The 23,879-nt window shown below is 34.2% G+C and carries 28 protein-coding genes; 15 read left to right on the top strand and 13 right to left on the bottom strand.

What is annotated here, in order from left to right:
- Positions 1–69: 69 nt before the first annotated feature.
- Positions 70–1,008, top strand: coding sequence for a hydrogen peroxide-inducible genes activator (locus ACYQ5R_RS12435; protein ID WP_460191283.1), 939 nt, complete (start codon positions 70–72; stop codon positions 1,006–1,008).
- A gap of 23 nt (positions 1,009–1,031) precedes the next feature.
- On the opposite strand, the gene ACYQ5R_RS12430 is transcribed toward ACYQ5R_RS12435, so the two are convergent.
- From ACYQ5R_RS12430 to ACYQ5R_RS12420, 3 genes are all read right to left on the bottom strand, one after another.
- Positions 1,032–1,229 (bottom strand): hypothetical protein, encoded by a 198-nt coding sequence (locus ACYQ5R_RS12430; protein ID WP_460191282.1) that lies wholly within the window; start codon positions 1,227–1,229, stop codon positions 1,032–1,034.
- A gap of 67 nt (positions 1,230–1,296) precedes the next feature.
- Positions 1,297–1,566 carry a hypothetical protein gene (locus ACYQ5R_RS12425; protein WP_460191281.1) on the bottom strand — a complete coding sequence of 90 codons (270 nt, stop codon included), beginning with the start codon at positions 1,564–1,566 and terminating at the stop codon, positions 1,297–1,299.
- Positions 1,567–1,608: 42 nt separating this feature from the next.
- Positions 1,609–2,298, bottom strand: coding sequence for an HAD family hydrolase (locus tag ACYQ5R_RS12420; protein ID WP_460191280.1), 690 nt, complete (start codon positions 2,296–2,298; stop codon positions 1,609–1,611).
- 497 nt (positions 2,299–2,795) lie between these two features.
- On the opposite strand from ACYQ5R_RS12420, the gene ACYQ5R_RS12415 reads away from it, so the two are divergent.
- Positions 2,796–3,164 carry a hypothetical protein gene (locus ACYQ5R_RS12415; RefSeq protein WP_460191279.1) on the top strand — a complete coding sequence of 123 codons (369 nt, stop codon included), beginning with the start codon at positions 2,796–2,798 and terminating at the stop codon, positions 3,162–3,164.
- Positions 3,165–3,197: 33 nt separating this feature from the next.
- Here ACYQ5R_RS12415 and ACYQ5R_RS12410 read toward each other — a convergent pair whose 3' ends face one another.
- From ACYQ5R_RS12410 to idi, 3 genes are read right to left on the bottom strand one after another with little or no spacing between them, the layout of a single operon-like run.
- Positions 3,198–3,650 carry a peroxiredoxin gene (locus tag ACYQ5R_RS12410; RefSeq protein WP_460191278.1) on the bottom strand — a complete coding sequence of 151 codons (453 nt, stop codon included), beginning with the start codon at positions 3,648–3,650 and terminating at the stop codon, positions 3,198–3,200.
- A 1-nt stretch (position 3,651) separates the two neighbouring features.
- Positions 3,652–4,065 carry a 6-pyruvoyl trahydropterin synthase family protein gene (locus ACYQ5R_RS12405; protein ID WP_460191277.1) on the bottom strand — a complete coding sequence of 138 codons (414 nt, stop codon included), beginning with the start codon at positions 4,063–4,065 and terminating at the stop codon, positions 3,652–3,654.
- On the bottom strand, positions 4,065–4,577 hold the full coding sequence (gene idi / locus ACYQ5R_RS12400; RefSeq protein ID WP_460191276.1) for an isopentenyl-diphosphate Delta-isomerase: 513 nt from the start codon (positions 4,575–4,577) through the stop codon (positions 4,065–4,067). The genes ACYQ5R_RS12405 and idi overlap by 1 nt, the downstream gene beginning before the upstream one ends.
- 100 nt (positions 4,578–4,677) lie before the next feature.
- Between idi and ACYQ5R_RS12395 the strand changes: the two genes are divergently transcribed.
- The 6 genes from ACYQ5R_RS12395 (at position 4,678) to ACYQ5R_RS12370 (ending at position 10,244) form a co-directional block, all read left to right on the top strand.
- Positions 4,678–5,376: a peptidylprolyl isomerase gene (locus ACYQ5R_RS12395; RefSeq protein ID WP_460191275.1), complete on the top strand. Its 699-nt coding sequence runs from the start codon at positions 4,678–4,680 to the stop codon at positions 5,374–5,376.
- A 48-nt stretch (positions 5,377–5,424) separates the two neighbouring features.
- Positions 5,425–7,014, top strand: coding sequence for a peptide chain release factor 3 (locus ACYQ5R_RS12390; RefSeq protein ID WP_460191274.1), 1,590 nt, complete (start codon positions 5,425–5,427; stop codon positions 7,012–7,014).
- Positions 7,015–7,104: 90 nt separating this feature from the next.
- Complete coding sequence (locus ACYQ5R_RS12385; protein WP_460191273.1) at positions 7,105–7,563, top strand: RidA family protein; 459 nt, start codon at positions 7,105–7,107, stop codon at positions 7,561–7,563.
- Complete coding sequence (locus tag ACYQ5R_RS12380; RefSeq protein ID WP_460191272.1) at positions 7,563–8,639, top strand: D-TA family PLP-dependent enzyme; 1,077 nt, start codon at positions 7,563–7,565, stop codon at positions 8,637–8,639. The genes ACYQ5R_RS12385 and ACYQ5R_RS12380 overlap by 1 nt, the downstream gene beginning before the upstream one ends.
- Complete coding sequence (locus ACYQ5R_RS12375; protein WP_460191271.1) at positions 8,636–9,715, top strand: dipeptidase; 1,080 nt, start codon at positions 8,636–8,638, stop codon at positions 9,713–9,715. The genes ACYQ5R_RS12380 and ACYQ5R_RS12375 overlap by 4 nt, the downstream gene beginning before the upstream one ends.
- A gap of 79 nt (positions 9,716–9,794) precedes the next feature.
- Positions 9,795–10,244 (top strand): GNAT family N-acetyltransferase, encoded by a 450-nt coding sequence (locus ACYQ5R_RS12370; RefSeq protein ID WP_460191270.1) that lies wholly within the window; start codon positions 9,795–9,797, stop codon positions 10,242–10,244.
- Here the strand turns inward: ACYQ5R_RS12370 and ACYQ5R_RS12365 are convergent, their stop codons facing one another.
- The gene (locus ACYQ5R_RS12365) at positions 10,245–10,907 is read right to left on the bottom strand and encodes a M15 family metallopeptidase (protein WP_460191269.1); all 663 of its coding nucleotides are present in this window, start codon (positions 10,905–10,907) and stop codon (positions 10,245–10,247) included. It lies immediately after the preceding gene.
- Positions 10,908–11,014: 107 nt separating this feature from the next.
- On the opposite strand from ACYQ5R_RS12365, the gene ACYQ5R_RS12360 reads away from it, so the two are divergent.
- On the top strand, positions 11,015–12,076 hold the full coding sequence (locus ACYQ5R_RS12360) for a bestrophin family protein (RefSeq protein WP_460191268.1): 1,062 nt from the start codon (positions 11,015–11,017) through the stop codon (positions 12,074–12,076).
- Between the two features lie 3 nt (positions 12,077–12,079).
- Here ACYQ5R_RS12360 and ung read toward each other — a convergent pair whose 3' ends face one another.
- Positions 12,080–12,745 carry a uracil-DNA glycosylase gene (ung, locus tag ACYQ5R_RS12355; RefSeq protein ID WP_460191267.1) on the bottom strand — a complete coding sequence of 222 codons (666 nt, stop codon included), beginning with the start codon at positions 12,743–12,745 and terminating at the stop codon, positions 12,080–12,082.
- Between the two features lie 42 nt (positions 12,746–12,787).
- Here ung and ACYQ5R_RS12350 point away from each other — a divergent pair, with 42 nt between their 5' ends.
- Complete coding sequence (locus ACYQ5R_RS12350; RefSeq protein WP_460191266.1) at positions 12,788–14,995, top strand: endonuclease MutS2; 2,208 nt, start codon at positions 12,788–12,790, stop codon at positions 14,993–14,995.
- A gap of 44 nt (positions 14,996–15,039) precedes the next feature.
- Here the strand turns inward: ACYQ5R_RS12350 and ACYQ5R_RS12345 are convergent, their stop codons facing one another.
- The 3 genes from ACYQ5R_RS12345 to ACYQ5R_RS12335 are packed head-to-tail and all read right to left on the bottom strand — an operon-like array spanning position 15,040 to position 17,484.
- Positions 15,040–16,641, bottom strand: a complete 1,602-nt coding sequence (locus ACYQ5R_RS12345; RefSeq protein WP_460191265.1) for an ABC transporter substrate-binding protein — start codon at positions 16,639–16,641, stop codon at positions 15,040–15,042.
- Positions 16,625–16,942 (bottom strand): antibiotic biosynthesis monooxygenase family protein, encoded by a 318-nt coding sequence (locus ACYQ5R_RS12340; RefSeq protein ID WP_460191264.1) that lies wholly within the window; start codon positions 16,940–16,942, stop codon positions 16,625–16,627. Before ACYQ5R_RS12340 ends, ACYQ5R_RS12345 begins: the two co-directional genes overlap by 17 nt.
- Positions 16,939–17,484 carry a GNAT family N-acetyltransferase gene (locus ACYQ5R_RS12335; RefSeq protein ID WP_460191263.1) on the bottom strand — a complete coding sequence of 182 codons (546 nt, stop codon included), beginning with the start codon at positions 17,482–17,484 and terminating at the stop codon, positions 16,939–16,941. The genes ACYQ5R_RS12340 and ACYQ5R_RS12335 overlap by 4 nt, the downstream gene beginning before the upstream one ends.
- A 12-nt stretch (positions 17,485–17,496) precedes the next feature.
- Between ACYQ5R_RS12335 and mtaB the strand changes: the two genes are divergently transcribed.
- The 4 genes from mtaB (at position 17,497) to ACYQ5R_RS12315 (ending at position 20,883) form a co-directional block, all read left to right on the top strand.
- Positions 17,497–18,834 (top strand): tRNA (N(6)-L-threonylcarbamoyladenosine(37)-C(2))-methylthiotransferase MtaB, encoded by a 1,338-nt coding sequence (gene mtaB / locus ACYQ5R_RS12330; RefSeq protein ID WP_460191262.1) that lies wholly within the window; start codon positions 17,497–17,499, stop codon positions 18,832–18,834.
- Positions 18,831–19,496 (top strand): alpha/beta hydrolase family protein, encoded by a 666-nt coding sequence (locus tag ACYQ5R_RS12325; RefSeq protein WP_460191261.1) that lies wholly within the window; start codon positions 18,831–18,833, stop codon positions 19,494–19,496. Before mtaB ends, ACYQ5R_RS12325 begins: the two co-directional genes overlap by 4 nt.
- A gap of 101 nt (positions 19,497–19,597) precedes the next feature.
- Complete coding sequence (locus ACYQ5R_RS12320; protein WP_460191260.1) at positions 19,598–20,509, top strand: lytic transglycosylase domain-containing protein; 912 nt, start codon at positions 19,598–19,600, stop codon at positions 20,507–20,509.
- Entirely contained in the window at positions 20,506–20,883 is a 378-nt protein-coding gene (locus ACYQ5R_RS12315; RefSeq protein WP_460191259.1) for a TSUP family transporter, read from the top strand. The genes ACYQ5R_RS12320 and ACYQ5R_RS12315 overlap by 4 nt, the downstream gene beginning before the upstream one ends.
- Before the next feature lie 3 nt (positions 20,884–20,886).
- Here the strand turns inward: ACYQ5R_RS12315 and ACYQ5R_RS12310 are convergent, their stop codons facing one another.
- Both ACYQ5R_RS12310 and mnmA read right to left on the bottom strand, forming a co-directional pair.
- Positions 20,887–21,822, bottom strand: a complete 936-nt coding sequence (locus tag ACYQ5R_RS12310; RefSeq protein WP_460191258.1) for an NAD(P)H-dependent flavin oxidoreductase — start codon at positions 21,820–21,822, stop codon at positions 20,887–20,889.
- 9 nt (positions 21,823–21,831) lie between these two features.
- A complete protein-coding gene (mnmA, locus tag ACYQ5R_RS12305) occupies positions 21,832–23,028 on the bottom strand; it encodes a tRNA 2-thiouridine(34) synthase MnmA (protein ID WP_460191257.1) in 1,197 nt (398 codons plus the stop codon).
- Positions 23,029–23,433: 405 nt separating this feature from the next.
- Here mnmA and ACYQ5R_RS12300 point away from each other — a divergent pair, with 405 nt between their 5' ends.
- On the top strand, positions 23,434–23,766 hold the full coding sequence (locus tag ACYQ5R_RS12300; RefSeq protein WP_460191256.1) for a hypothetical protein: 333 nt from the start codon (positions 23,434–23,436) through the stop codon (positions 23,764–23,766).
- Positions 23,767–23,879 lie beyond the last annotated feature (113 nt).

Genomic DNA, 23,879 nt, shown 5'->3' with positions numbered 1-23,879 from the left:
ATAAATACTGATACCATAATATAGATTTTAATAATAGTATTTGTTATTTTTATTACCTAAAATTATACCATGACAATTACCCAATTAAAATATGTACTGGCGGTGGCAAAATATCAAAATTTTACTGTAGCCTCAGAACATTGCTTTGTAACTCAGCCAACGCTTAGTATGCAAATTCAAAAATTAGAAGAAGAATTAGATATTCAAATTTTTAATCGAAATAAAAAGCCTATTCAATTAACCCCGGTTGGAGAAAAAATTGTAGAACAGGCAAAGACTATTGTTGACGAAAGCAACAGAATAAACGATATTGTAGATCAGCAAAAAGGGTTTATTGGTGGTGAATTTAAATTAGGAATTATACCCACTGTAATGCCTACTTTATTACCTATGTTCTTAAAAACATTTATCAACAAATACCCAAAAGTTAATTTAGTGATTGAGGAGTTAACAACTGAGGAAATCATTAAAAAATTAACTGACGGTCAAATTGATGCAGCCCTAGCTGCTACACCTTTAGAGAATGAGATCATTAAAGAACGTGTTCTGTATTTCGAACCATTTGTTGCTTTTATACCTCAAAATCACAGAATGTATAATAATCCAACTATCTCAGCCGATGATTTAGAATTGAATGATATTTTATTATTAGAAGATGGGCATTGTTTTAAATCTAGCGTAATTAATATATGTAAAGCTTTTAAGCAAGATACCACCTCTCAATTTCATTTAGAAAGCGGTAGCTTTAATACACTAATAAAACTAGCGAAAGAAAATATGGGAATGACGCTTTTACCATATTTACACACACTTGATTTACCCGAAGAAGACAAACAATATTTGCGTAATTTTGAAGATCCTGCTCCTGCAAGAGAAGTGAGTTTAATATTTCATAAGTCACAGTTAAAAATGCATTTAATTGATGCTTTAAAAGGAGTTGTCGATGGATTAGTAAGGGGAGCTATTAATTTTCAGGATGTAGAAATTGTAAGTCCTTTAACAAAATAAAAAAGGGAGCTAAGCTCCCTTTTTTATTGTTTTATTAAAACCATACACACATTTAATTCTGGTTTTTCTTTAATTATTTCTTGCAACCAAATTCTTAATTCTTCAATTTCATAGGGTAACAAGCGTGCAACGGCTTTTTCTAATTCTTTACAAAACAGATCCGCATTAAAACTAACTTTGCGTAAAACTGTTTTGGTATATTCAAACATTGCTCTTGCCATATTTTTAGTAGGGTTTTTAGGTTAGGGTTTATAATTGCAACGTATAAAAAATAAATTTAGTATGTAATTATCCTAATTTATTTACTTGATTTAATAAAGAGGTTGCTTTTGCAGCCAATTCATTTTTGATAGCACTAAAATGAGCTTTTTTATTTTCAACATTTTTGGAGTGCATTTTTTCAATTAAATCATCAAAACAAGCTACAGCCTCATCAACTATTGCATCTGTTTTTTTTGTGACGGCTTCTGGGTTTGTTAGTTCCCACTCATAACACTCGCTAATAACATCACCTAAGACATTATTTATATCCTTCTTTAAGTTCTTTACACTTGCCATAATTTCAATTGTTTAGAGTACAAATTTAATAAAATAATCTTGCTAAAACAGTTTTAAAATATCCAAGAGGCTTCCCACTGTTTTGTATTGTTCTTGATGTTTATTATCTTTTATCTCTTCATGGGCCCATGTTGTATGATATGGCACATGTATAGCATGTGCACCTATTTCAATCAAAGGTAAAACATCAGATTTTAATGAATTGCCAATCATTAAAAATTCATCTGGAGTTGCATCTAAAAACGAAATTAATTTTACATAATTAGGCACCTTCTTTTCACTTAAAACTTCAATATGGTCAAAATACTTGTCCAATCCAGACTTTTCCAACTTGCGCTCTTGATCTAATAAGTCTCCTTTGGTAGCTAGTATTAGCTTATATTTTAAACTTAGTGTTTTTAGCACTTCTTCAACACCATCTAACAGTTCAATTGGCTTTTGCAACATTACTTTTCCAATGTTTAAGATATCTACAAGTTGCTCATTCTCTATTTTACCGTTAGACAATTCTATTGCAGACTCAATCATAGAAAGCATAAACCCTTTTACACCGTAGCCATACAATTCAAGATTATCCATTTCTTTTTTAAATAACTCTTGATTAATTTTATTTTCAGTTTCGTACTTGCCCAACAACTTTGCAAAGGCATGCTCAGCATCTCTAAAATAGGGTTCGTTTACCCAAAGCGTGTCATCAGCGTCAAAGGCAATTACTTTAATTTTTTCGTACATAACTTAACTTTAATACAAATTTACATCAAATTCTATCTTCTCTATTCTTCTCAAAACACTCTTTTTGTAAAAAAATCGTTAAAAATCCAGAATCTATAAACATATAATTTGCATCCTTAATTAAAAGCGATATATTTGAACAACAAAACGATATATATGTATACAATTTTCACATCCTTAAAAGCCATTTGTACTTCAGCAATTAATAAGCTGTGGATGATGACGTCTATGCATAAAGTGCAACAACAGGTTATTTATGTAAAAGTTAAAAGCACCGATCGTTTTAGGAGAAAATGATACTAAGAATTTAAACAATATTTATAAGGTGCTTTCCATTAGAAAGCACCTTTTTTTTTGAACTGAATATTAATTTTTAAACACAATAATTATGAAATCGATTATGAAACACTTCGCAAACACTCAAGTCAATCTTACTAATTACCAATGGAAAAACCCGAGTTTTGAAAGGATACCAATAATATTTAATACGTAACATCATGAGAACAAATAACTACTTTAACATACCGAACAAAGATCATTTTACAGTTGCCGTAAATCACATAAATAAAAACAGAGCTTTATTGCCTTATGTTTTAAACGAAAAAATGGGAGAATTTGCTATGAAATCTATTGCTCCATTAAAAGATGCAACAACACAAGAACCGAGACTTTATAAATTAAATATTCTAAAAAATGCCTTCTTAAATGAGAAACTAGCATTGAAAAGTCGTATTGTAAAATTGAATGAAACCGAATTGGAATTGGCTATAAAAGTAACAAAAGTCAAATCTAATGATACCGATATAATTTGCGAAGCTTATTATAAAGTTCCTATAGAGAATTACCATACAGGGCGTGCTTCGTAAAATAAAAAAAACAGAACTTAGGTTCTGTTTTTTTTATTTTATTTCAAAATGCCTGAGTACCTTTTCTACATGTGCTAAAGCGTCTAATTGACTATTAAATTTCATTTGCAAAACACCTTCCTTATCAAATACAAAGGTTGTACGACCAGGCAATAAACCAAACATACTACTTGGTACTCCAAATTGTTTTCTAACACTTCCTTTACCATCGGCTAATAATGTGAAAGGCAATCGATGTTTTCGAGCAAATCTTTTGTGCGTCTTAATTGAATCAGAACTAATACCTATTACTTGAATACCATTGTCTGTAAAATCTTGATAGGCATCTCTAAAAGAGCATACTTCTTTGGTACAACCCGGAGTAAAATCTTTTGGGTAAAAAAATATAACGACAGGATTACCAAATAAAGAAGCACTATCAACAATTTCTGCTTCTTGATTTTGCAATGAAAACTGCGGAATTTTATGTCCTAAATCTAATGCCATATTATTCTCCTGAATAGGTTACATAATTACGGGGCGTTTCATACAAACGAATACTCAACTCTAAATCAGATTGTAGATTCGATCTTAAAATATTCCAAATGACCACTGCGATGTTTTCTGCTGTTGGATTAAGTGTTTTGAAATGATCTACTTCTTCGTTCAAATTTTTATGATCAAATACCTCTTCAATTTCAGTTTTAATCAAGTCCTTTAAAACTTTCATATCCATTACAAAACCAGTTTCAGGATTAATTTCACCGGTCACTCCTACTATTAATTCATAATTATGACCATGATAATGTGGGTTAGAACATTTACCAAAAACTGTTGCGTTTCTGGCGTCACTCCACTCCCCGTTATACAAACGATGAGCTGCGTTAAAATGTGCTTTTCTGTGTACGGTAACTTTTGCCATTATTTAGAAATAAAATTATAGTATTTTTTAAATATTATTTTAAACCACGCCGTGTAGTCTTGGGGATTTTCATCTATATCATTTTTAACATCAGAAACGGTCATCCACTTAAAAGCCTCAACCTCATCTGGGTTTACAATAGGCTCCTCATTGTAATGCCCCACCATAACATGATCTAATTCATGCTCAGTCAAACCATTATCAAAAGGTGCTTTATAAATAAAAGAAAATAACTCCTCTAACTCGCACATGAAACCCATTTCTTCTTGAAGTCTTCTTTTACCAGCTTCAATATTTGTTTCTCCGTCTCTTTGATGACTACAACATGTATTTGTCCAAAGCAATGGTGAATGGTATTTATGAGCAGCTCTTTGCTGTAACAGTAATTCACCTTTATCGTTAAATGTAAACACAGAGAAAGCGCGATGCAATAAGGCTTTTTCATGAGCCTCGATCTTCTCCATAAGCCCTACTTTCTCATCTTGTTCGTTTACTAATATTACGTGTTCCATTGTTCTAAGTTCAGTTGACGTTTTTAAAAGTGTGAAATTACAAATCTTTGTAAGATTAAACTATCTTTGCTTTACATTATAAATCTGTTATGTCAACCCAATGAAAGCAAAACTTTTAGTTTTATTATTTTTTTATGTAACCCTAATAATTTCTTGCTCTAAATCAAGCGAAGGCAGTCCTGAAACTATAGAAGAAAAGCAACTGATTAAAGTTGAAAAGCCTAAAAAAAAATCAAAGAAAAAAGTATCGAAAGATAGTTTAAATCCTAAAAATTTAGTGGCTTTCTTTACCGAATACGGTAAGCAAAATCCTGAGACGCGTGTGCTGATTGAAACCAAATATGGTAAAATAAGATTAGAGCTTTATGAAGACACACCTATTCACAGAGCCAACTTTGTATTTTTAGCCAAAAATGGTTTTTTTGATACCACAATTTTTTATAGAGTTTCTGAGGATTTCGTGATACAAGGTGGTAATTCAGAGCAACTGGTAACTGCTCAATTTAAAAACAAATACCGAAACTATACGCTACCACCAGAAATGGAAAATAAGCACACACATCATTACGGCGCCTTGGCTGCTGCTAGAAGGTATGAGGGCAATCCTGGGAAAAGATCAAACGCATTCGAATTTTATATTATTCAAGGTCGTGAAGGTGCCCATCATCTTAACAATGAACACACGGTGTATGGTAAAGTTCTATCTGGTTGGAGTGCTATTGATAAAATTGCCAAACTCGAAACTGGTTCAGACGAATGGCCTAAAGAAGATGTGTATATGAAAGTAACCGTTTTTTAGTGCTAATTTGAGCACTTAGCGGTATATTTGCATCGCTAAAATTTGAAGATGGAATTTTTACAAGAACTAGAACGCAGACGTACCTTTGGTATCATATCTCACCCAGATGCTGGTAAGACTACATTAACGGAAAAATTATTACTGTTTGGTGGAGCTATTCAAGAAGCCGGAGCCGTAAAAAGTAATAAAATTAAGAAAGGAGCTACCTCCGATTTTATGGAAATCGAACGTCAAAGAGGTATATCTGTTGCAACTTCTGTTCTTGCCTTTATATACAAGGATAAAAAAATTAACATCTTAGACACACCTGGTCACAAAGACTTTGCAGAAGATACGTTTAGAACCTTAACCGCAGTAGATAGTGTAATTGTTGTTATTGATGTTGCTAAAGGGGTTGAGGAACAAACAGAAAAATTGGTTGAAGTATGTAGAATGCGAAACATACCAATGATTGTCTTTATCAACAAACTAGATCGTGAGGGGAAAGATGCATTTGATTTATTAGACGAAGTTGAACAAAAACTAGGTTTAAAAGTTACCCCTCTAAGTTTCCCAATTGGTATGGGATACGATTTTAAAGGCATTTACAATATTTGGGAAAAGAAACTGAATTTGTTTTCAGCAGAAAACAAACAAACGGTGTCTGAAGGAGTTGAATTTGACGATGTAAACAATCCTAAATTGGATGAAATTATTGGAGAAGAGGCCGCCGATACTTTAAGAGAAGAATTAGAATTGGTATATGAAGTATATCCTGAATTTAGTTTAGAAGAATACTTAAGCGGACAGTTACAGCCTGTGTTTTTTGGTTCTGCTTTAAACAATTTTGGTGTAAAAGAGTTACTTGATTGTTTTACTGAAATCGCTCCTATTCCTCAGCCAAAAATGTCAGATACACGTTTGGTAGATTCTAAAGAAAATAAGGTTACAGGCTTTGTATTTAAGATTCATGCAAATATGGATCCAAAACATAGAGACAGATTAGCCTTTGTTAAGATTGTTTCTGGTACTTTTAAGCGTAACACACCATACTTGCATGTTCGATTAAATAAAAAATTAAAGTTCTCAAGTCCAAATGCTTTTTTTGCTGAGAAAAAAGAAATTGTAGATGAATCGTTCCCTGGAGATATTGTTGGGTTACACGATACTGGAAACTTTAAAATTGGTGATACACTAACAGAAGGAGAAAACTTAAACTTTAGAGGTATCCCAAGTTTCTCTCCAGAACATTTCCGTTATGTAAACAATGCCGATCCTTTAAAATCTAAACAATTACAAAAAGGATTGGAACAATTAATGGATGAGGGTGTTGCTCAATTATTTACACTTGAGATCAATGGTAGAAAGGTTATTGGTACTGTAGGTGCACTGCAATATGAAGTAATACAATACCGTCTTGAGCACGAATACGGCGCAAAATGCTCTTACGAAAATTTACCAATGCACAAGGTTTGTTGGGTCCAAGCAGAAGATGAAAAAAGCGAAGAGTTTAAAGAGTTTAAACGTGTGAAGCAACGCTACCTTGCACGCGATAAGCAAGGCCAATTAGTGTTCTTTGCAGATTCTGCATTTACCATTCAGATGACACTAGGCAAATTCCCTTCTGTTAAGTTACATTTTACAAGCGAATTCGAATAAGTCGTTAAAAAACTGTTATTGGTCGATTTATTTATCTTTGATTATTCGGTAAGTTGTATTTTTAGTCTATAAATATTTTAAAATACAACTATGGATATTGAAGCGAGATTAGCTGAATTAAATTTAACATTACCTCCTGCTCCACCATTAGGCGGCGTATATAAACCAGTAATTATTGTAGACAAAATGATGTATGTCTCAGGCCAAGGACCTGTGCGCAATGATACTAGTCTAATTACCGGAAAACTAGGCAAAGACCTAACCACAGAAGAAGGATACGAAGCAGCTAAGCAAGTTGGTCTTACCATGTTAGCTACAATCAAAGATCAAATTGGCGATTTAAATAAGATCAAGCAATTGGTTAAAACACTAGGTATGGTAAATAGTATCCAAGATTTTCATGAGCAACCACAAGTTATGAACGGTTTTAGTGAATTAATGGCTACTGTATTTGGTGATGATCATGGTAAAGGAGCACGGAGTGCAGTAGGTATGATTTTACCTGGAAATATTGCCGTAGAAGTTGAAGCAATGTTTCAATTACATTAATGGATTGGTATCAGATACATACAACCAATACTATTCTTACACCTACCCTAGCTTTTTATCAAAATCGAATTAAAAACAACATTCAGAAGATGTTGGACATTGCAGGAAGTGTAGAGCGATTGAGGCCGCATATTAAAACTGTTAAATGTTCGGAAATTACTCACATGCTAATAAATGCTGGTATTACTAAATTTAAGTGCGCCACCTTAAATGAAGCTAGAATGTTGGCGAAGTCAAAAGCACCGGATGTACTAATTGCATATCCGCTTATTGGAAATAAGCAAAAAGCTTTGCTACAATTAGCAGCCCTATTTCCTGAGACAAATTTCTCTGTGCTAATAGATAATCAAGAGCAGATTAATACTTGGAAAGAGCAATCGCATCACAATCTTGGATTCTTTTTAGACATCGATGTTGGAATGGGGCGCACCGGAATTCCTGTTTCTCAAATTAATGATATACTTGATCTAATCGATGAAAGTTCATTAAAATTCAAAGGCTATCATTTATACGATGGGCACATTCACAATACGGATTTACAAGAAAGAAAAAATGCAGTAGCAGCTGCATTTAAAAATGTTATTAAAGTTTTAGATGATAGAAATGATGGTTTAGAACGCATCTGTGGTGGAAGTATCACATTCCCTATTCATGCTTTTTTTGAATATCGTACACTATCACCTGGAACAACCCTTTTATGGGATTGGGGTTATCATTCAAAATTTCCGGATTTAAATTTTGACATTGCCGCAACAATTATCAGTACAGTTGTATCTCATATTGGCACAACTAAAATTTGTATTGATTTGGGGCATAAAGCAGTTGCTTCTGAAATGCCCGCGCAACGCGTATATTTTCCTCAATTACCATCGGCAACAATTACCATGCATTCTGAAGAACATATGGTATTAGAAGCGGGTACAAATAATCAATTGCCTATTGGCACATTGTTATACGGAATCCCTTGGCATATTTGCCCAACAGTAGCATTGCATGAGCAGGCCCAAGTAATAAAAAATGGAGATATTATAGACACATGGCAAATTGATGCCAGAAATAGAATTTATTCAATATGAGCAAACCATTCTTTTTTGACGCACATTTAGATTTGGCAATGAATGCCTTAGAGTGGAATCGTGATTTACGATGGACAGTAGAAGAAATTAGAGCTTCAGAAGAAGGTATGACAGACAGACCAGATCGTGCAAAAGGTACCGTATCTTTTGATGCATTGCGCAAAGGCAATGTAGGAATCGCAGTTGGTACTCAAATTGCTCGATTTTCAAAAAAAGGGCAAGGATTACCTGGTGCTAGTTGGAATTCACCAGAACAGGCATGGGCTCAAACACAGGGGCAATTGGCATGGTATAAAAGTATGAATGAGATTGGTGCCATAAATCTAATTACCAACCTTCAAGAATTAAATGCTCATTTAGATAATTGGACTAATGACAGTGTCAATACGCCTATTGGTATTATTAGAAGTCTAGAAGGAGCTGATTCCATTTTATCTATGGATCATTTACATAAAGCTTATGACGACGGTTTAAGAGCAATAGGACCTGCTCATTACGGACCAGGTGTTTATGCACAAGGAACCGATGCTACTGGTGGAATTGGCAATAAAGGTAAAGAGCTACTCCGAGAAATGGAGAAGCTCAATATTATTTTAGATGTAACGCATTTATGTGACGATAGTTTTTGGGAAGCTTTAGACAATTTTGTTGGACCCATATGGGCGAGTCATAACAATTGTAGAAGTTTAGTACCGCATCACAGGCAATTTTCGGATGAGCAATTAATCGAAATTACAAATAGAGGCGCCGTAATAGGAGTTGTTTTTGATACATGGATGCTTAAACAAGGTTGGATTAGAGGCACTTCCACTCCACAAGGTGAAAATGTAAGTTTAGAAGATGTCGCAAATCACATTGATCATATATGTCAATTAACTGGAAATAGTATACATGTTGGAATTGGATCTGATTTAGATGGAGCCTTCGGAACAGAGCAATCTCCAAAGGATATTGATACTATTGCAGATCTTCAAAAAATCCCTGAAATTCTCAAAAATAGAGGCTACTCTCAAGAAGATATTCAAAATATTTGCAGTCAGAATTGGTTAACATTTTTGGGGAAAACTTGGCAATAACGTCTTGACAAAGTCATTTAAATTACGTACTTTGGGCTAAGCACAAATGCAAAAATTTCAATCTCATTTACAAAACTCAATGAAATTAAGAAAAGGAAAAAATCGCGAGTTGGATCAAGTAGTAGCGTTGGCTAAGCGAACTTTTAACAAATCTTACCGTCCATTTTTAGGAGACCACAATATTGATTGGTACATAAACAGCGGCGAATACAAAAGAGAAATTGCTAAACAATTCAACGATTTATATGTACTTGATATAGATGGTACAATTGCAGGATTTATTATCTATTTTGAAGACTTCATTCATTTAATGATGGTAGACGAAGAGCAACATCGAGGGGGCTTAGGTACATTTATGCTAAATGAAGTAGAAAAAGAACTTTTCAAGACTTATGATTCCATTACATTACAATCTTTTTATGGTAATAAAGCTGCAACCAGCTTTTATGAAAAAAATGGATGGAAAAAAGGGAAAGTGAATAATGCTAATGAAGTTGTAGCAATGATGTACTTTACCAAAACAAAGTAACTACTCTATTACAAAATCAAAATACGTATCAGGAAACGGTTCATTTTCTAATGTAAAATGCCACCATTCTTGTGCATAATTTTTAAATCCATTAGACAACATAACAGTTTGTAACAAGTTTCTATTTGTAATCTGTTCAGTACTTAAATTATTGTTTGAAACCCAAGAAACTTTACCAAAAAAATCATACGGTGAGCCCATATCTAAGGCCATACCTGTTTTTAAATCAATCAATGTAACATCAACTGTACTACCTCTTGTATGACTTGACTTTGAAGCTATATATCCTTCTTTAAACAAGTCTTTCTTTTCAACATCTGGATAAAATTTAGCTTTCATCTTCACATCATTTAAATCAGAGGCCCACTGAACAAAATGATCCACTGCCCGTTGCGGTCTATAAGCATCGTAGACTAACAAGCCTAACCCTTGCTTTTTAAGTTCTTTCTGTACTACTTTTAACGCTTCTGCCAATTCAATCGTTCCTATCAATCGATTTTCTTGATATCCTTCAATAGGTTTTCCTATAAAATTATTTGAAGTAAAATATCGGAGTTCAACTTTGATTTCTGGAACATTATCATCTATATAAACAAACTCTTCTGGTAATTGACCAACTACACTAATAGACCATAAAAAAAGATATAAAGTAATTCGTTTCATAATTCTAAAAATACACAATTGAATCTCTTTTTTCAATAATTACAATTCATTTTATTTCTTGCCAAAAATGGTTAATTTCACATCTATAATTTTCAAAACATTTTCGCATGCTTACTAAAAAGAAATATTCAATTAAAGACATGGTTTTATGGACACGTTGGGAAACTTTCTTTTTCCTTTCATTAACAGCTATTGTTGTTGTGCTGTTCCATATTGTTGAATTGAGCTTTTTACGCGTACCATGGACACCAGTTGCACTTGTTGGAACAGCTGTTGCCTTTATTATTGGATTTCAAAACAGTGCGGCATATGGTAGAATTTGGGAAGCGCGAAAAATTTGGGGAGGCATTGTTAACACCTCTCGAACGTGGGGTATGAAGGTAAAAGATATGGTTACCAATGAATATGCAGAAATTGAACTAAGTGATAAAGAACTTAAGAAACATGTAAAAGATCTAGTTTTTCGTCATATTGCTTGGATGACAGCACTTCGTTATGCGATGCGTCAGCCAAGAACTTGGGAAGTATTTAGCGAACATAGAACCAATAGAGAATGGGCAGATACTGTTTGCATACCAGAAGTAGTGCAAGAAGAAAAATCTGAATTGAGTAATTATCTGCACAAAAAAGAATTGGCCTATGTTATGAGTAAAAATAATAAGGCTGCCGCTTGCTTGTACTTACAATCTTCTCATTTAAGAAAGCTAAAAGAGCAAGGCGTTATCTGGGAATTTTCTTTTCTTGAGTTAGAAGGTTTATTGGAAGAATTATTCACTTTACAAGGTAAATCAGAACGAATTAAAAACTTCCCTTATCCGAGACAATACGCTACATTATCTTACTATTTTGTTTGGATTTTCTTACTATTATTACCTTTCGGATTGGTGCCTGAATTCTTAGAAATTGGGAATAAAATAAGTAGTAATTTCCCATTGATAGGTAAATACTTTATTTGGGCAGCAATTCCATTTTGTGGCATTGTATCTTGGGTATTTCATACCATGATGCGAATAGGAACAGTTGGTGAAAATCCATTTGAAGGAACAGCAAATGATGTCCCAATCTCAACCATTTCTAGGGGCATTGAAATAGACTTGCGTCAGCTTATGGACGAAGATCCTAATACCATACCGAATCAGTTCCCACACTTGAAAGATGTGCAGATGTAAAAGCTACCAATCTACCTCACTCTTTCCATTCTCCTTCAAATAAGCATTTGCTTTAGAAAAATGCTTATTTCCAAACCAATACCCTCTATTAGCACTTAAGGGAGATGGATGACCTGTTTCTAAAACCAAATGTTTCTTACGGTCTATTTTCTTACCCTTTTTCTTTGCATAACCGCCCCAAAGCATAAAAATAAGTTGTTCTTTTTGGTCAGAAAGAGCTGCAATTACAGCGTCTGTAAATGCCTCCCACCCTTTACCTTGATGACTCCCAGCTTCATGTGCTCTAACCGTTAATGTGGCGTTTAATAATAAAACCCCTTGTGCGGCCCAAGGAATTAAACTTCCAGAATCTGGATATGATTTGCCCAAATCTTCTACCTGCTCTTTAAAAATATTAATCAATGAAGGAGGGTGCGAAATTCCATCATTAACAGAAAAACACAATCCGTGTGCTTGTCCATCGCCGTGGTAAGGATCTTGTCCAATGATAACCACTTTAACCTGATCAAAGGGACAAGCATCAAATGCTGCAAAAATTTCTTTTCCTGGTGGATAACAGGTATGACTAGCATATTCCTGTTTTACAAATTCAACCAAATCTTGAAAATACAATTGTTTAAATTCAGGTTCCAAGGTCGATTTCCAGCTAGGGTGTATTTGAACGTTCATCAATATTTTAATTACATTTGTCAGCGATTCAAAAATACAATTTTGGCAATTAATATATCAGATAAAACCCTTAGTGATTTAGAGTTTGAATACATCTTAAACAAGGTGCAATCTCATTGTATTTCAGACCTTGGTAGAGAGGCCACTTCACAAATTAAACCATATAATAATAAAGGAGCACTGTTGGTTGCTTTAAAAAAGGTTGACGAGTATTTTACCTCTTTTCAAAACGACAATCGCATACCAAATCACAGTTTTGATGATATTAATGAAGAAATACACTTACTGAATATTGAAAACAGTTATTTACAACCCGAAGGATTTTTAAAAATTTTTAATACGAGTACTATTGTAAATGAACTTATCAAATTCTTTAAAAAGTTTGATGTGCTCTATCCTGCGCTTCAAAAAATGACGTCTGAAGTTGAGTATACCACCGAGGTGGTTAAAAGTATTCAACAAATTATTACCCCATTTGGAGAGATCGATGATAAAGCCTCTGTTCAACTAAAATCTATTCGCAAAGAAATAGGTCAGGTACGTGCTCAAATTAATGAGAGCTTCAATCGCGCTTTATCTCGCACTAGTAGCTCTGGTTATTTAGATGATATTCGAGAGTCTATTATAAACAATCAGCGTGTTTTGGCAGTACAACCCATGCACAAGAAAAAAGTAAAAGGGGCTCTTTTAGGCACCTCTAAAACTGGAAGTATTGTTTTTATAGCACCTCAAGCCACCTTAAAATTTACAAGAGAATTAGAAAATTTACTGTTAGAAGAAAAACAGGAAATCATTCGAATTTTAAAAGAGCTCACAGAATCCATACGCATTTTCCATCCACTCTTTTCTGATTATCTAGACTATTTAATCGCATTAGATGTTATTGGGGCAAAGGCTAAATACAGTAAAAGTATCAATGGGGTACTCCCAAAGATAAACAACAATAAAAAACTTGCTTTAATTAATGCCTACCACCCTATTCTTTTAGAGAAAAATAAAGCAGAAAAAATAGATACTGTTCCGCAAACACTAAGTTTAAACAATAAACAACAAATTATTGTTATTTCTGGTCCAAACGCCGGTGGAAAAAGTATTACACTTAAAACAATTGGCCTTTTACAAGTGATGTTGCAAAGTGGCATTCTTATTCCAGTTGATGAGAAAAGCGAAATTTACATTTTCGATCGAATTCTTACGGATATTGGCGATAATCAGTCCATAGAAAATCAGTTAAGTACGTATAGTTACCGACTTAATAATATGCGTCAATTTCTGCAAAAATGTAATGCCAATACGTTGTTTTTAATTGATGAGTTTGGTACTGGTTCAGATCCTGAATTAGGAGGAGCTTTAGCAGAAATATTTTTGGAAGAATTCTACCATAAAAATGCATTTGGTATAATTACAACACACTATGCTAATTTAAAAGTACTAGCTGATGAATTAGACCATGTTGTGAATGCGAACATGCAATTTAACGAGCGTACATTGGAACCTATGTTTCAATTATTTATAGGTCAAGCTGGTAGCTCATTCACCTTTGAAGTGGCTCAAAAAAACGGGATACCCTACAGCCTTATCAATCGCGCGAAAAAGAAAGTAGAGCGTGAAAAGATTCGCTTAGACAAAACCATTTCAAAACTTCAAAAAGAACGTAATAAGTTAGCCAAGACATCGCAAGATTTAGAGAAAGAACAATCAAAAGCCAAAGAACACGCCGACAGCCTCACAGATAAAACGGCTAAGATTCAACAAAAACTATCGCTGTTTCAAGAGCTTTACGATAACAACCAAAGAATGTTGGTGTCTGGTAGAAAAGCGAATGATTTATTGAATAAATATTTTCAGACCAACAATAAAAAAGAATTAATTGCTGAATTCTTAAAATGGGCTACAATTGAGCGCACCAAACACCTCAAAAAGAATCCACCAAAAAAGAAAACCAAAACACAAAAAAAACAAGAAAAAGTAATTGCCAAAAAGAAAGAAGCTACCATTAAAGCAGTAGAAAAAGAAGTGCTTCAAAAAGTTGAAAAGGTACGCGAGGTCAAAAAAGAAGAAGCCAAAAAAATAGCCAAAGCTAAGGCTGACTATGTTTTTAAGGTAAACGACCGTGTGAAGGTATTAGATGGCACTACAGTAGGAACCATTGAAGCTATTGAGAAAAAAACGGCCACCATTAATTTTGGATTCTTAACTACTAAAACCAATGTAAGTAAACTCGAATTGGTAGAAAAAGGAAAGAATTAGAAAGTTACTTCTTCTAATTATTTGTGTCACACTACAATTTAAAGTTAGTGCTTTTTAACCATTCTCAAATCCAACAAATTTGTGGCATTCACACCCAACCCTTTTACATTTTTTTGGGTAAATCGTACTACTTCATCATAGTACAACGGAACAACAGGTGCTTCTTTAACAACCAAACTATCCATTTGTTGATAGATGCGAATACGTTTGTTTACATCCGTTTCAGTAATGGCTGCTTCATACCACGTATCAAATTGAACATTTTTAAAATGCGTGTAATTCGGCCCATTAGGGGTAAAGTTTTTTGAGTAGAATAAAGACAAGTAATTTTCGGCATCAGGATAATCTGCCACCCAACTCGCCCTAAACAAGGGTAATTCTCCGCGTGCCTTTTGCTGTCTTAAGGTAGAAGGTGGTACCACATCTACTGACACAGTTAATCCAATAGCTTGCCATTGTCTTTGTATATACTCACAAAGATCAACATACTGACTATTTGTAGTAATGGCAATACTCGGGTTTGCAATACCTGTTTCTTCTTTAAACTGAGCGACTAGGGCTTTTGCCTTCTCTGGCTGAAACTGATACCCTTGCATACCATTAAAACTCGGCAAACCTTGAGGTATAAAACCATGAATTGCAGGTGTGCCAATACCATTACGCATAAATTGCATCATTTTAACACGGTCAAATCCATAATTCATGGCAGATCTTATAAGATGGTGTTTTGTAATTGCCGTTGTATCTGGCATATAAATACCCAAATATTCTGTATTTAAATATGGTGCTTTCTGCATTTCGACTACATGCTCATAACGCATATCTAAAGTACCTTGTGGTGTAAGAATATCATCCTTGTAAGAAGGGTCTATACTATTTAAAAAATCTAGCTCCCCTTGAACAAATTGTAGGAATTCACTTTGTTTATCTGGTAAAAATGTAATGGCAACAGCCTCAAGATATGGTAGTGATTTTCCATCAACATCTTTTTCAAAATACTTCGGATTTTTACGAAATACCAACTTTGTATTTTCTACCCACAATTTAAATTGAAACGGTCCTGTACCTATGGGGTTTGCCCTAAAATTACTTCCAAAATAGGAAACCGCTTCCTTAGGAACAACAGAGGCATATTTCATTGCCATTAAGCCCAAAAAAGGAGGAAAGGGTTGTTTGAGAACAACAGTAAATACGGCATCACTCTCTGCTTTAAAATGCGCTACATTATGCAAAACCCATCGTCCTGGAGAAGCTACTTTTGGGTCTAGCAATCGGTTAAAGGCATATTCAAAATCACTCGCAATCACAACACGTGTACTATCTTTCCCAAACAATTCATGTTTGTGATAATACACATCATCTCTTAAATAAAATCGATACGTTTTACCATCTTCAGAAATATTCCAACGTTCAGCAATGGCAGGTTGTACTTCTAAATTATCATTGAGTTGCACTAACCCATTAAACAATTGATTTACCGCCCATATATCTGAAATATCTTTTGCAAACGCAGGATCTAATGAGGTAATATTTGAATGCTCATTGTATTTAAACACTTGTTCATCATTAAATTGAGAAGATGGTCTAGAGCAAGCCCATAACACACAAATTAATACGAGAAAACAAATACTATTTCTTAAAACCATATGCGTGTTCTACTTTACAAATTCTCAACTCATATTGATCATACCATTGTGCTCTACCTCTGTCTCTAGCAGCGGTATGCTCAGCTTGCATTTTCCATCTTTTAATTGCTTCTAAAGAACTCCAATAAGAAACAGTTATTCCAATACCACTGCGAGCTGATTCAATACCTAAATACCCTTCTTGCTGTTCAGCTAATGCTTCCATTCTTTGAGCCGTCGCTTCATATTCGGTTAAATCATCTGTCATAAGCGTTGTAAAAATTACAGCGTAATAAGGAGGTTTAGGTGTTTTAGCAATCATAAAGTTAATGTGTATTTTCGTTCCTGAATTTGCAAATCTTCTGCAAAAAAATCTTTTTTATAGGTAAATCCTAATCCTTCAAGAATTTTAATAGAACCCTCATTCTCATATGCAGCAAAAGCAACTAACTCTTTCATTCCAATTGATTTGCAGTAGGTAATTAATCCCAACGCCATTTCTTTTCCATACCCCTTGCCCCATTCTGATTCTAATAATCGATAGCCTATTTCATCCTTACCATCTTTGGTTTTAACCAATGCAACAGACCCAATAAATCTACTATCGTGTTTTCGTAGAACAGCATAAATCAAAAATTCACTCTTTGGTTTATAATTGGCGATGCAAAAATCTAAATCAGCAATACTCTCTTTATAGGTATTGGGTTTTGGCCTAACAAAACGCATAACATTTGGATTGCCCTGCATTAAATGAAAGGGCTCTAAATCGCTCAATTTCAGTTTTCTGACAAGTAGTCTTTTGGTATCAAAAATATGTGCTTCCAAAGTAAATGCTCGTAATAATGTTGTACCTTTGCAACGCATAAAAATACAGCAATGATGGCACAAAAAAAAGTTGCTTTTTATACACTTGGATGTAAGTTGAATTTTTCGGAAACTTCAACCATTGCTCGTAATTTTCAAAACGATGGATACGAGCGTGTGGACTTTGAAGAAACTGCAGATATTTATGTAATTAATACCTGTTCTGTAACTGATAATGCGGATAAAAGGTTCAAGACCATTGTAAAATCGGCCTTGAAAAAAAATGAAGAAGCGTTTCTAATTGCCATTGGTTGTTATGCGCAATTAAAACCAGAAGAATTAGCAGCTGTAGATGGGGTTGATTTGGTTTTAGGTGCTACAGAAAAATTTAAGGTTACAGACTACATTAATGATTTAAGCAAGAATGATATGGGAGAAGTGCATTCTTGTGAGATAGAAGAAGCTGATTTTTATGTAGGTTCGTATTCTATTGGAGATAGAACTCGTGCCTTTTTAAAAGTACAAGACGGATGTGATTATAAATGCACCTATTGCACCATTCCTTTAGCTCGTGGTATTTCTAGAAGCGATACTTTAGAAAATGTACTTATAAATGCGAAGGAAATTTCAGAAAAAGGCATTAAAGAAATTGTCTTAACTGGAGTAAACATAGGTGATTATGGTAAAGGTGAATTTGGAAATAAAAAACACGAACATACGTTTTTTGAGTTGGTTCGAGCTTTAGATAAAGTAAATGGTATTCACCGTTTGCGTATTTCTTCTATTGAACCGAATCTTTTAAAAGATGAGACCATTAATTTTGTTGCCACCTCTAATAGTTTCGTTCCGCATTTTCATATTCCTTTGCAAAGTGGTAGTGATGCCTTATTAAGAAAGATGAAGCGTCGCTATTTGCGTAAAGTCTATACAGATCGTGTTGCTAAGATTAAAAATGTAATGCCAAACGCCTGTATTGGTGTTGATGTAATTGTAGGATTTCCTGGAGAAACAGATGAATTATTTTTGGAGACCTATAACTACTTAAACGAACTAGACATCTCTTATTTACATGTTTTCACCTATTCAGAAAGACCGAATACAGAAGCCTATGACATGGATGGTGTTGTACCAAAAAACGTTAGAAGTAAAAGAAGTAAAATGTTACGTGGATTGTCTGTAAAAAAGCGTAGAGCATTTTATGAAAGTCAGTTAGGGAACACACTAACCGTACTTTTTGAAGGTGAAAACAAAGAAGGTTATATTCACGGATTTACAGAAAATTATGTAAAGGTTAAAACACCTTGGAATCCTGAATTGGTAAACACATTGCACACAGTGCAATTAACAAAGATAGATGAAGATGGTTTGGTGCGATTTGACTTTGTAACTAGCAGTCAAGCTGTTTCATGAAAACCAACATTTACTTTGTACCAGGATTAGCTGCGAACTCAAAAATTTTTGAGCGCCTCAAATTTGACGAAGCCCTTTATGAATGCCATTATTTAGAATGGTTGATTCCCCTTTCAGAAGAAGAAACCATTGAAGCTTATGCAAAACGGATGAGTGATCAAATTACACATGAGAACTTTGTGCTTATTGGTGTTTCTTTTGGTGGAATAATGGTACAAGAAATGAGCAAACTAAAGAAGCCCAAAGCTCTAGTTATTATTTCGAGTATAAAATCTTCTCATGAATTACCGTTTAGATTGCGCATTCATAAAATGGCTAAAACCTACAAATTGTTTCCAGCAAATACATTAAACCAAATTGATAAACTTATTCGCAAATTTGCAGGTAGAAAAGCCGAAGAGCGCATGCGTCAATACGAAATATATTTGACCCAAAGAGATCCTTTATATCTTAAATGGGCTGTTTATAATGTTTTACACTGGCAACAAGATAAAGTGTCAGAAAATATTTTACACATCCATGGTGACGCAGATCATATTTTTCCTACTAGACACATAGAAGGCTATTTAAATATTAAAGGAGGTACCCATGTTATGGTGCTCACAAAAGCGCAACAAATTAAACTTTCTATTGAAGAGTATTTACAAAAGAAAATAGCATAAAATTGTTTATTTTTTGTATATTTTATGAATTAAGTCATAAAGAACTCCATTAAAAAATTGTAATATTGAATATTCTATAATCCTACTAAAATTTTGATATCATGAGAAAGTCGTTGCGTTATTTAGTAGTTGTTTTGGTTTTAGCTTTAGGAGTGACACTACTCAACTTAAAACAACATGAAAATACTGTTGTACTCGGTAAAAACGATAAAAATACCAGTGAGAATTACGAAATAAAAGCGCTTAAAATTCCAGCGGGAATTAATTTTGCTGGAGAGCATATACCCATTGAAAAACCAGATATTAGAGAACGCTTAGATCGCGAATTATTAGTCAACACCTATTGGCAATCTAATATGTTATTGTTAATGAAACGTGCTAACAAATATTTTCCTTTAATAGAACCGATATTGGAAAAAAATGGGATTCCAGATGATTTTAAATATTTAGCACTTATTGAGAGTGGCTTGATGAATGTTACATCTCCTGCTGGAGCGAAAGGATTTTGGCAGATTATGAAAGCAACTGCTCGCGAAAATGGTTTGGAGGTAAATAGCAATGTAGATGAACGCTATCATATTGAAATGGCAACTGAAGTTGCTTGTAAATACCTTATAAAGTCTAAGGAACGTTTTGGTAACTGGACTCTAGCAGCGGCTGCTTATAATGGTGGAAATGCTGGTATGTCTCGAAGATTAGATACTCAGCATGTAGATAACTACTACGATTTATTGTTAGGTGAAGAAACAGGACGCTATGTCTTTAGAATAGCAGCAGTTAAAGAAATTATGGAGAATCCAGATAAATACGGATTTTTATTTGATAAGGAAGATTTGTATAATTTACAATCTACTCGTATGGTTGAAGTAGATACTGCAATTACTAATATTGCTTTATTTGCAAAAGATTTTGATACAAACTATAAAGAATTAAAAATTCACAATCCTTGGTTGCGTGAAAATCATCTAAACAATAAATCACGTAAACTATACTACATTAAGATTCCAGAATGAAAATGACTCTAACAACCATTCTTATCTTGTTAATCATAGGTTTAGCTGCAGGAATTCTTAGTGGACTTGTAGGTGTTGGTGGTGGCATATTAATGGTGCCTATGTTTGTCTTTTTATTAGGAATGACTCAACACAATGCACAAGGCATGAGTTTAGCTGTCATGTTACCGCCGGTTACTTTTTTAGCCGTATATAATTACCATAAAGCAGGTGAAGTAGATTGGAAAATGGCCATAATTGCCTCTGCCCTATTTTTTATAGGAGGTTATGTAGGCTCTAAAATGGCATTGCGCATCGATCAACTTTTGTTAAAACGCATCTTTGGTGTAATGATGTTGGTTGTAGCCATTAAACTGATTTTCTTTAGTAAGTAAACATTAGTAGAATGTTTTCTTAACCAATTCAAATTCTTCAACAATTTCCTTTACAATTTGAGCCACAGATTTAATTTGGTGAATAAGTGCAGCTATTTGACCTATTTCTAATTCGCCTTGTTCCAAATTTCCTTCAAGCATCCCTTTCTTTGCTCTTCCTCTACCTAATAATTCTCTCAGTTCTTCAACGGTAGGATTTTTTGCATACAATTCTTGTACCTCTTTATAAAATGCATTTTTCAACATGCGTACAGGAGCTAATTCTTTTAAGGTCAAAGCTGTATCTCCTTCTTTAGCATCTACAATTAACTGTTTAAAATTATTATGAGAAGAAGATTCTACACTTGCCGCAAATCGGCTTCCTATCTGTACCCCATCTGCACCCAGTACCATAGCGGCTAACATACCTCTTCCAGTGGCAATACCTCCCGCTGCCAATAAAGGGATTTTAATCTGCTCCTTAACCATTGGTATTAAAGTAAATGTGGTGGTCTCCTCTCTACCATTATGTCCTCCCGCTTCAAAGCCTTCTGCAACTACAGCATCTACACCAGCTTCTTGCGCTTTTAATGCAAACTTTAAACTACTTACAACATGCACTACTGTAATACCTTTGTCTTTTAAAAAGGAGGTCCAAGTCTTTGGATTACCAGCCGAAGTAAACACAATTTTAATTTCTTCTGCAACTATAATATCCATAATCTCTTGGATGTTTGGATACAACAATGGCACATTAACTCCAAAAGGTTTATTGGTGGCTTGCTTGCATTTTTTAATATGATTTAACAACATATCTGGATACATGCTTCCAGCTCCAATCAAGCCTAAACCACCAGCGTTAGAAACAGCTGATGCCAATTTATAACCACTGTTCCATACCATTCCTCCTTGAATGATAGGATACGTTATTCCAAAAAGTTGAGTGATACTATTTTGCATAGTTCGAAGTTACGAAATAACTCCTGAACCTAATAATTCGTCTTCTTGATACCAAGCTACAAATTGTCCTTCTGAAATAGCAGATTGTGCATTGTCGAACGACACATACATACCTTCTTCAAACATATATAGAGCTGCCGTTTCTAAAGTTTGACGATAACGTATACGCGCAGAAACTTTCATACTCTCACCTAGTTGTAACTTTAAATCTTCTCGAATCCAATGTACTTCTTCTGCTTTTACAAACAATACATGACGGTACAACCCTGGGTGCGATTTACCCTCTCCTGTATAAATTACGTTCTCATTAACATCAGTTTCTATAACAAACAAGGGTTCTTTGGTTCCACCAACAGCCAATCCTTTACGCTGACCTTTGGTAAAATAATGAGCGCCTTGATGTTTACCAACTACTTTACCATCTGTTTGATTGTATTCGAATTTAGTAGCTTTAAATGCTAATTCATCTTTAATACTTTCAAAACTGGTCGGTGTAGTTGTCTGATATACTCCTGCATCAGAAGGCACTTGTACTATAACCCCTTCTTTAGGTTGCAATTGCTGTTGTAAAAACTCCGGCAAACGAACTTTACCAATAAAGCACAACCCTTGCGAGTCTTTTTTCTCTGCTGTTACCAATTCTTGTTCTGCAGCAATTGCGCGAACTTCAGGTTTGGTTAATTCGCCTACGGGAAACAAAGCCTTTGCTAATTGTTCTTGCGATAATTGACATAAAAAATATGATTGATCTTTATTGCCATCCACACCAGCCTTAAGTTGGTAAATGGTTTCCCCATTTCTTTCAACACTATCTTTACGACAATAATGCCCAGTAGCTACATAATCGGCTCCTAAATCCAACGCAATTTTCATAAAGACATCAAATTTGATTTCACGATTACAAAGCACATCTGGATTTGGTGTGCGTCCCATTTCGTATTCACGGAACATATAATTCACAATACGGTCTTTGTACTGCTCACTTAAATCAACAACCTGAAAAGGGATTCCCAATTTTTCTGCAACAAGCATCGCATCGTTACTATCGTCTAACCACGGACATTCATTAGAAATAGTCACAGAGTCATCGTGCCAGTTCTTCATAAACAGACCAATAACCTCATAGCCTTGTTGCTGCAATAAATATGCAGTAACACTACTATCTACTCCTCCTGAAAGCCCAACAATTACACGTTTCATTTTCAACGAATTTAAGGCTGCAAAGATACGAACTTTTTTGAGTTTAAAAAGTTCTAAATATTTTTGAATTAGAGACTTTTAAATCCTTCATGCAACAACTATATTTGATTGCGTAGTCTCTGGGAAAGAAGTATTACATATTAAACGGAGATGCATTGAAATATCAATTCCCAAAGAATATTTTGGGTGCTTTAGTTGTTTTTAGAAAGTATTTAGTAGATAGACCTGTTATTAGACATACTTTTAAATGACTTTTTTAAGACGAGGTCAAATTTCTTAATAGAAAATTACAATGCACAACAAAAGGAATATGAGGAAAAGGTAATTCCTGAATTCACAAAAATTTTGACAATTGAAAAAGATGCATCTCTACACTTATGGTTTGAAGATGATGTGTTTTGTCAAGTAAATATGTGGTTTACTTGTTATCTACTTGAAAAAATTCATAAATATGATCAGGTGTTTTTAGTAAAACCTCATCAGCACACTCATTATGGCTTTGGTGGACTATCTAAGGATGAATTGACGACATGCTTTGAGACCAAAATTACTGTCGATGTTACTGTATTCGCAGCCATGTGGTATGCTTATAAAGACAAAGAACTTGACAAACTAACCACGCTAAGTACTCAATTAAAAAAGAAACATCCATTCATAAACAATGCTATAATAGCTTATATTGAGAGTGTTGCAACAGCTTTATTCCCAGGGAAACCAACAGAAATTCTTAGAACGATTTTATAAATCTAAAAACGGATGATTTTATCTCAATTTTTAAAGAGTTTAGCAAACGTGCTCCTATTTATGGTTACGGTGATTTAGAAGTAAAAAAACTATTGAAAAATATACATGCCTCT

Source organism: Urechidicola sp. KH5 (assembly GCF_054661455.1).
The sequence above is the reverse complement of the archived record's forward strand: the minus strand, read 5'-3'. Positions and strand labels throughout refer to the sequence as shown.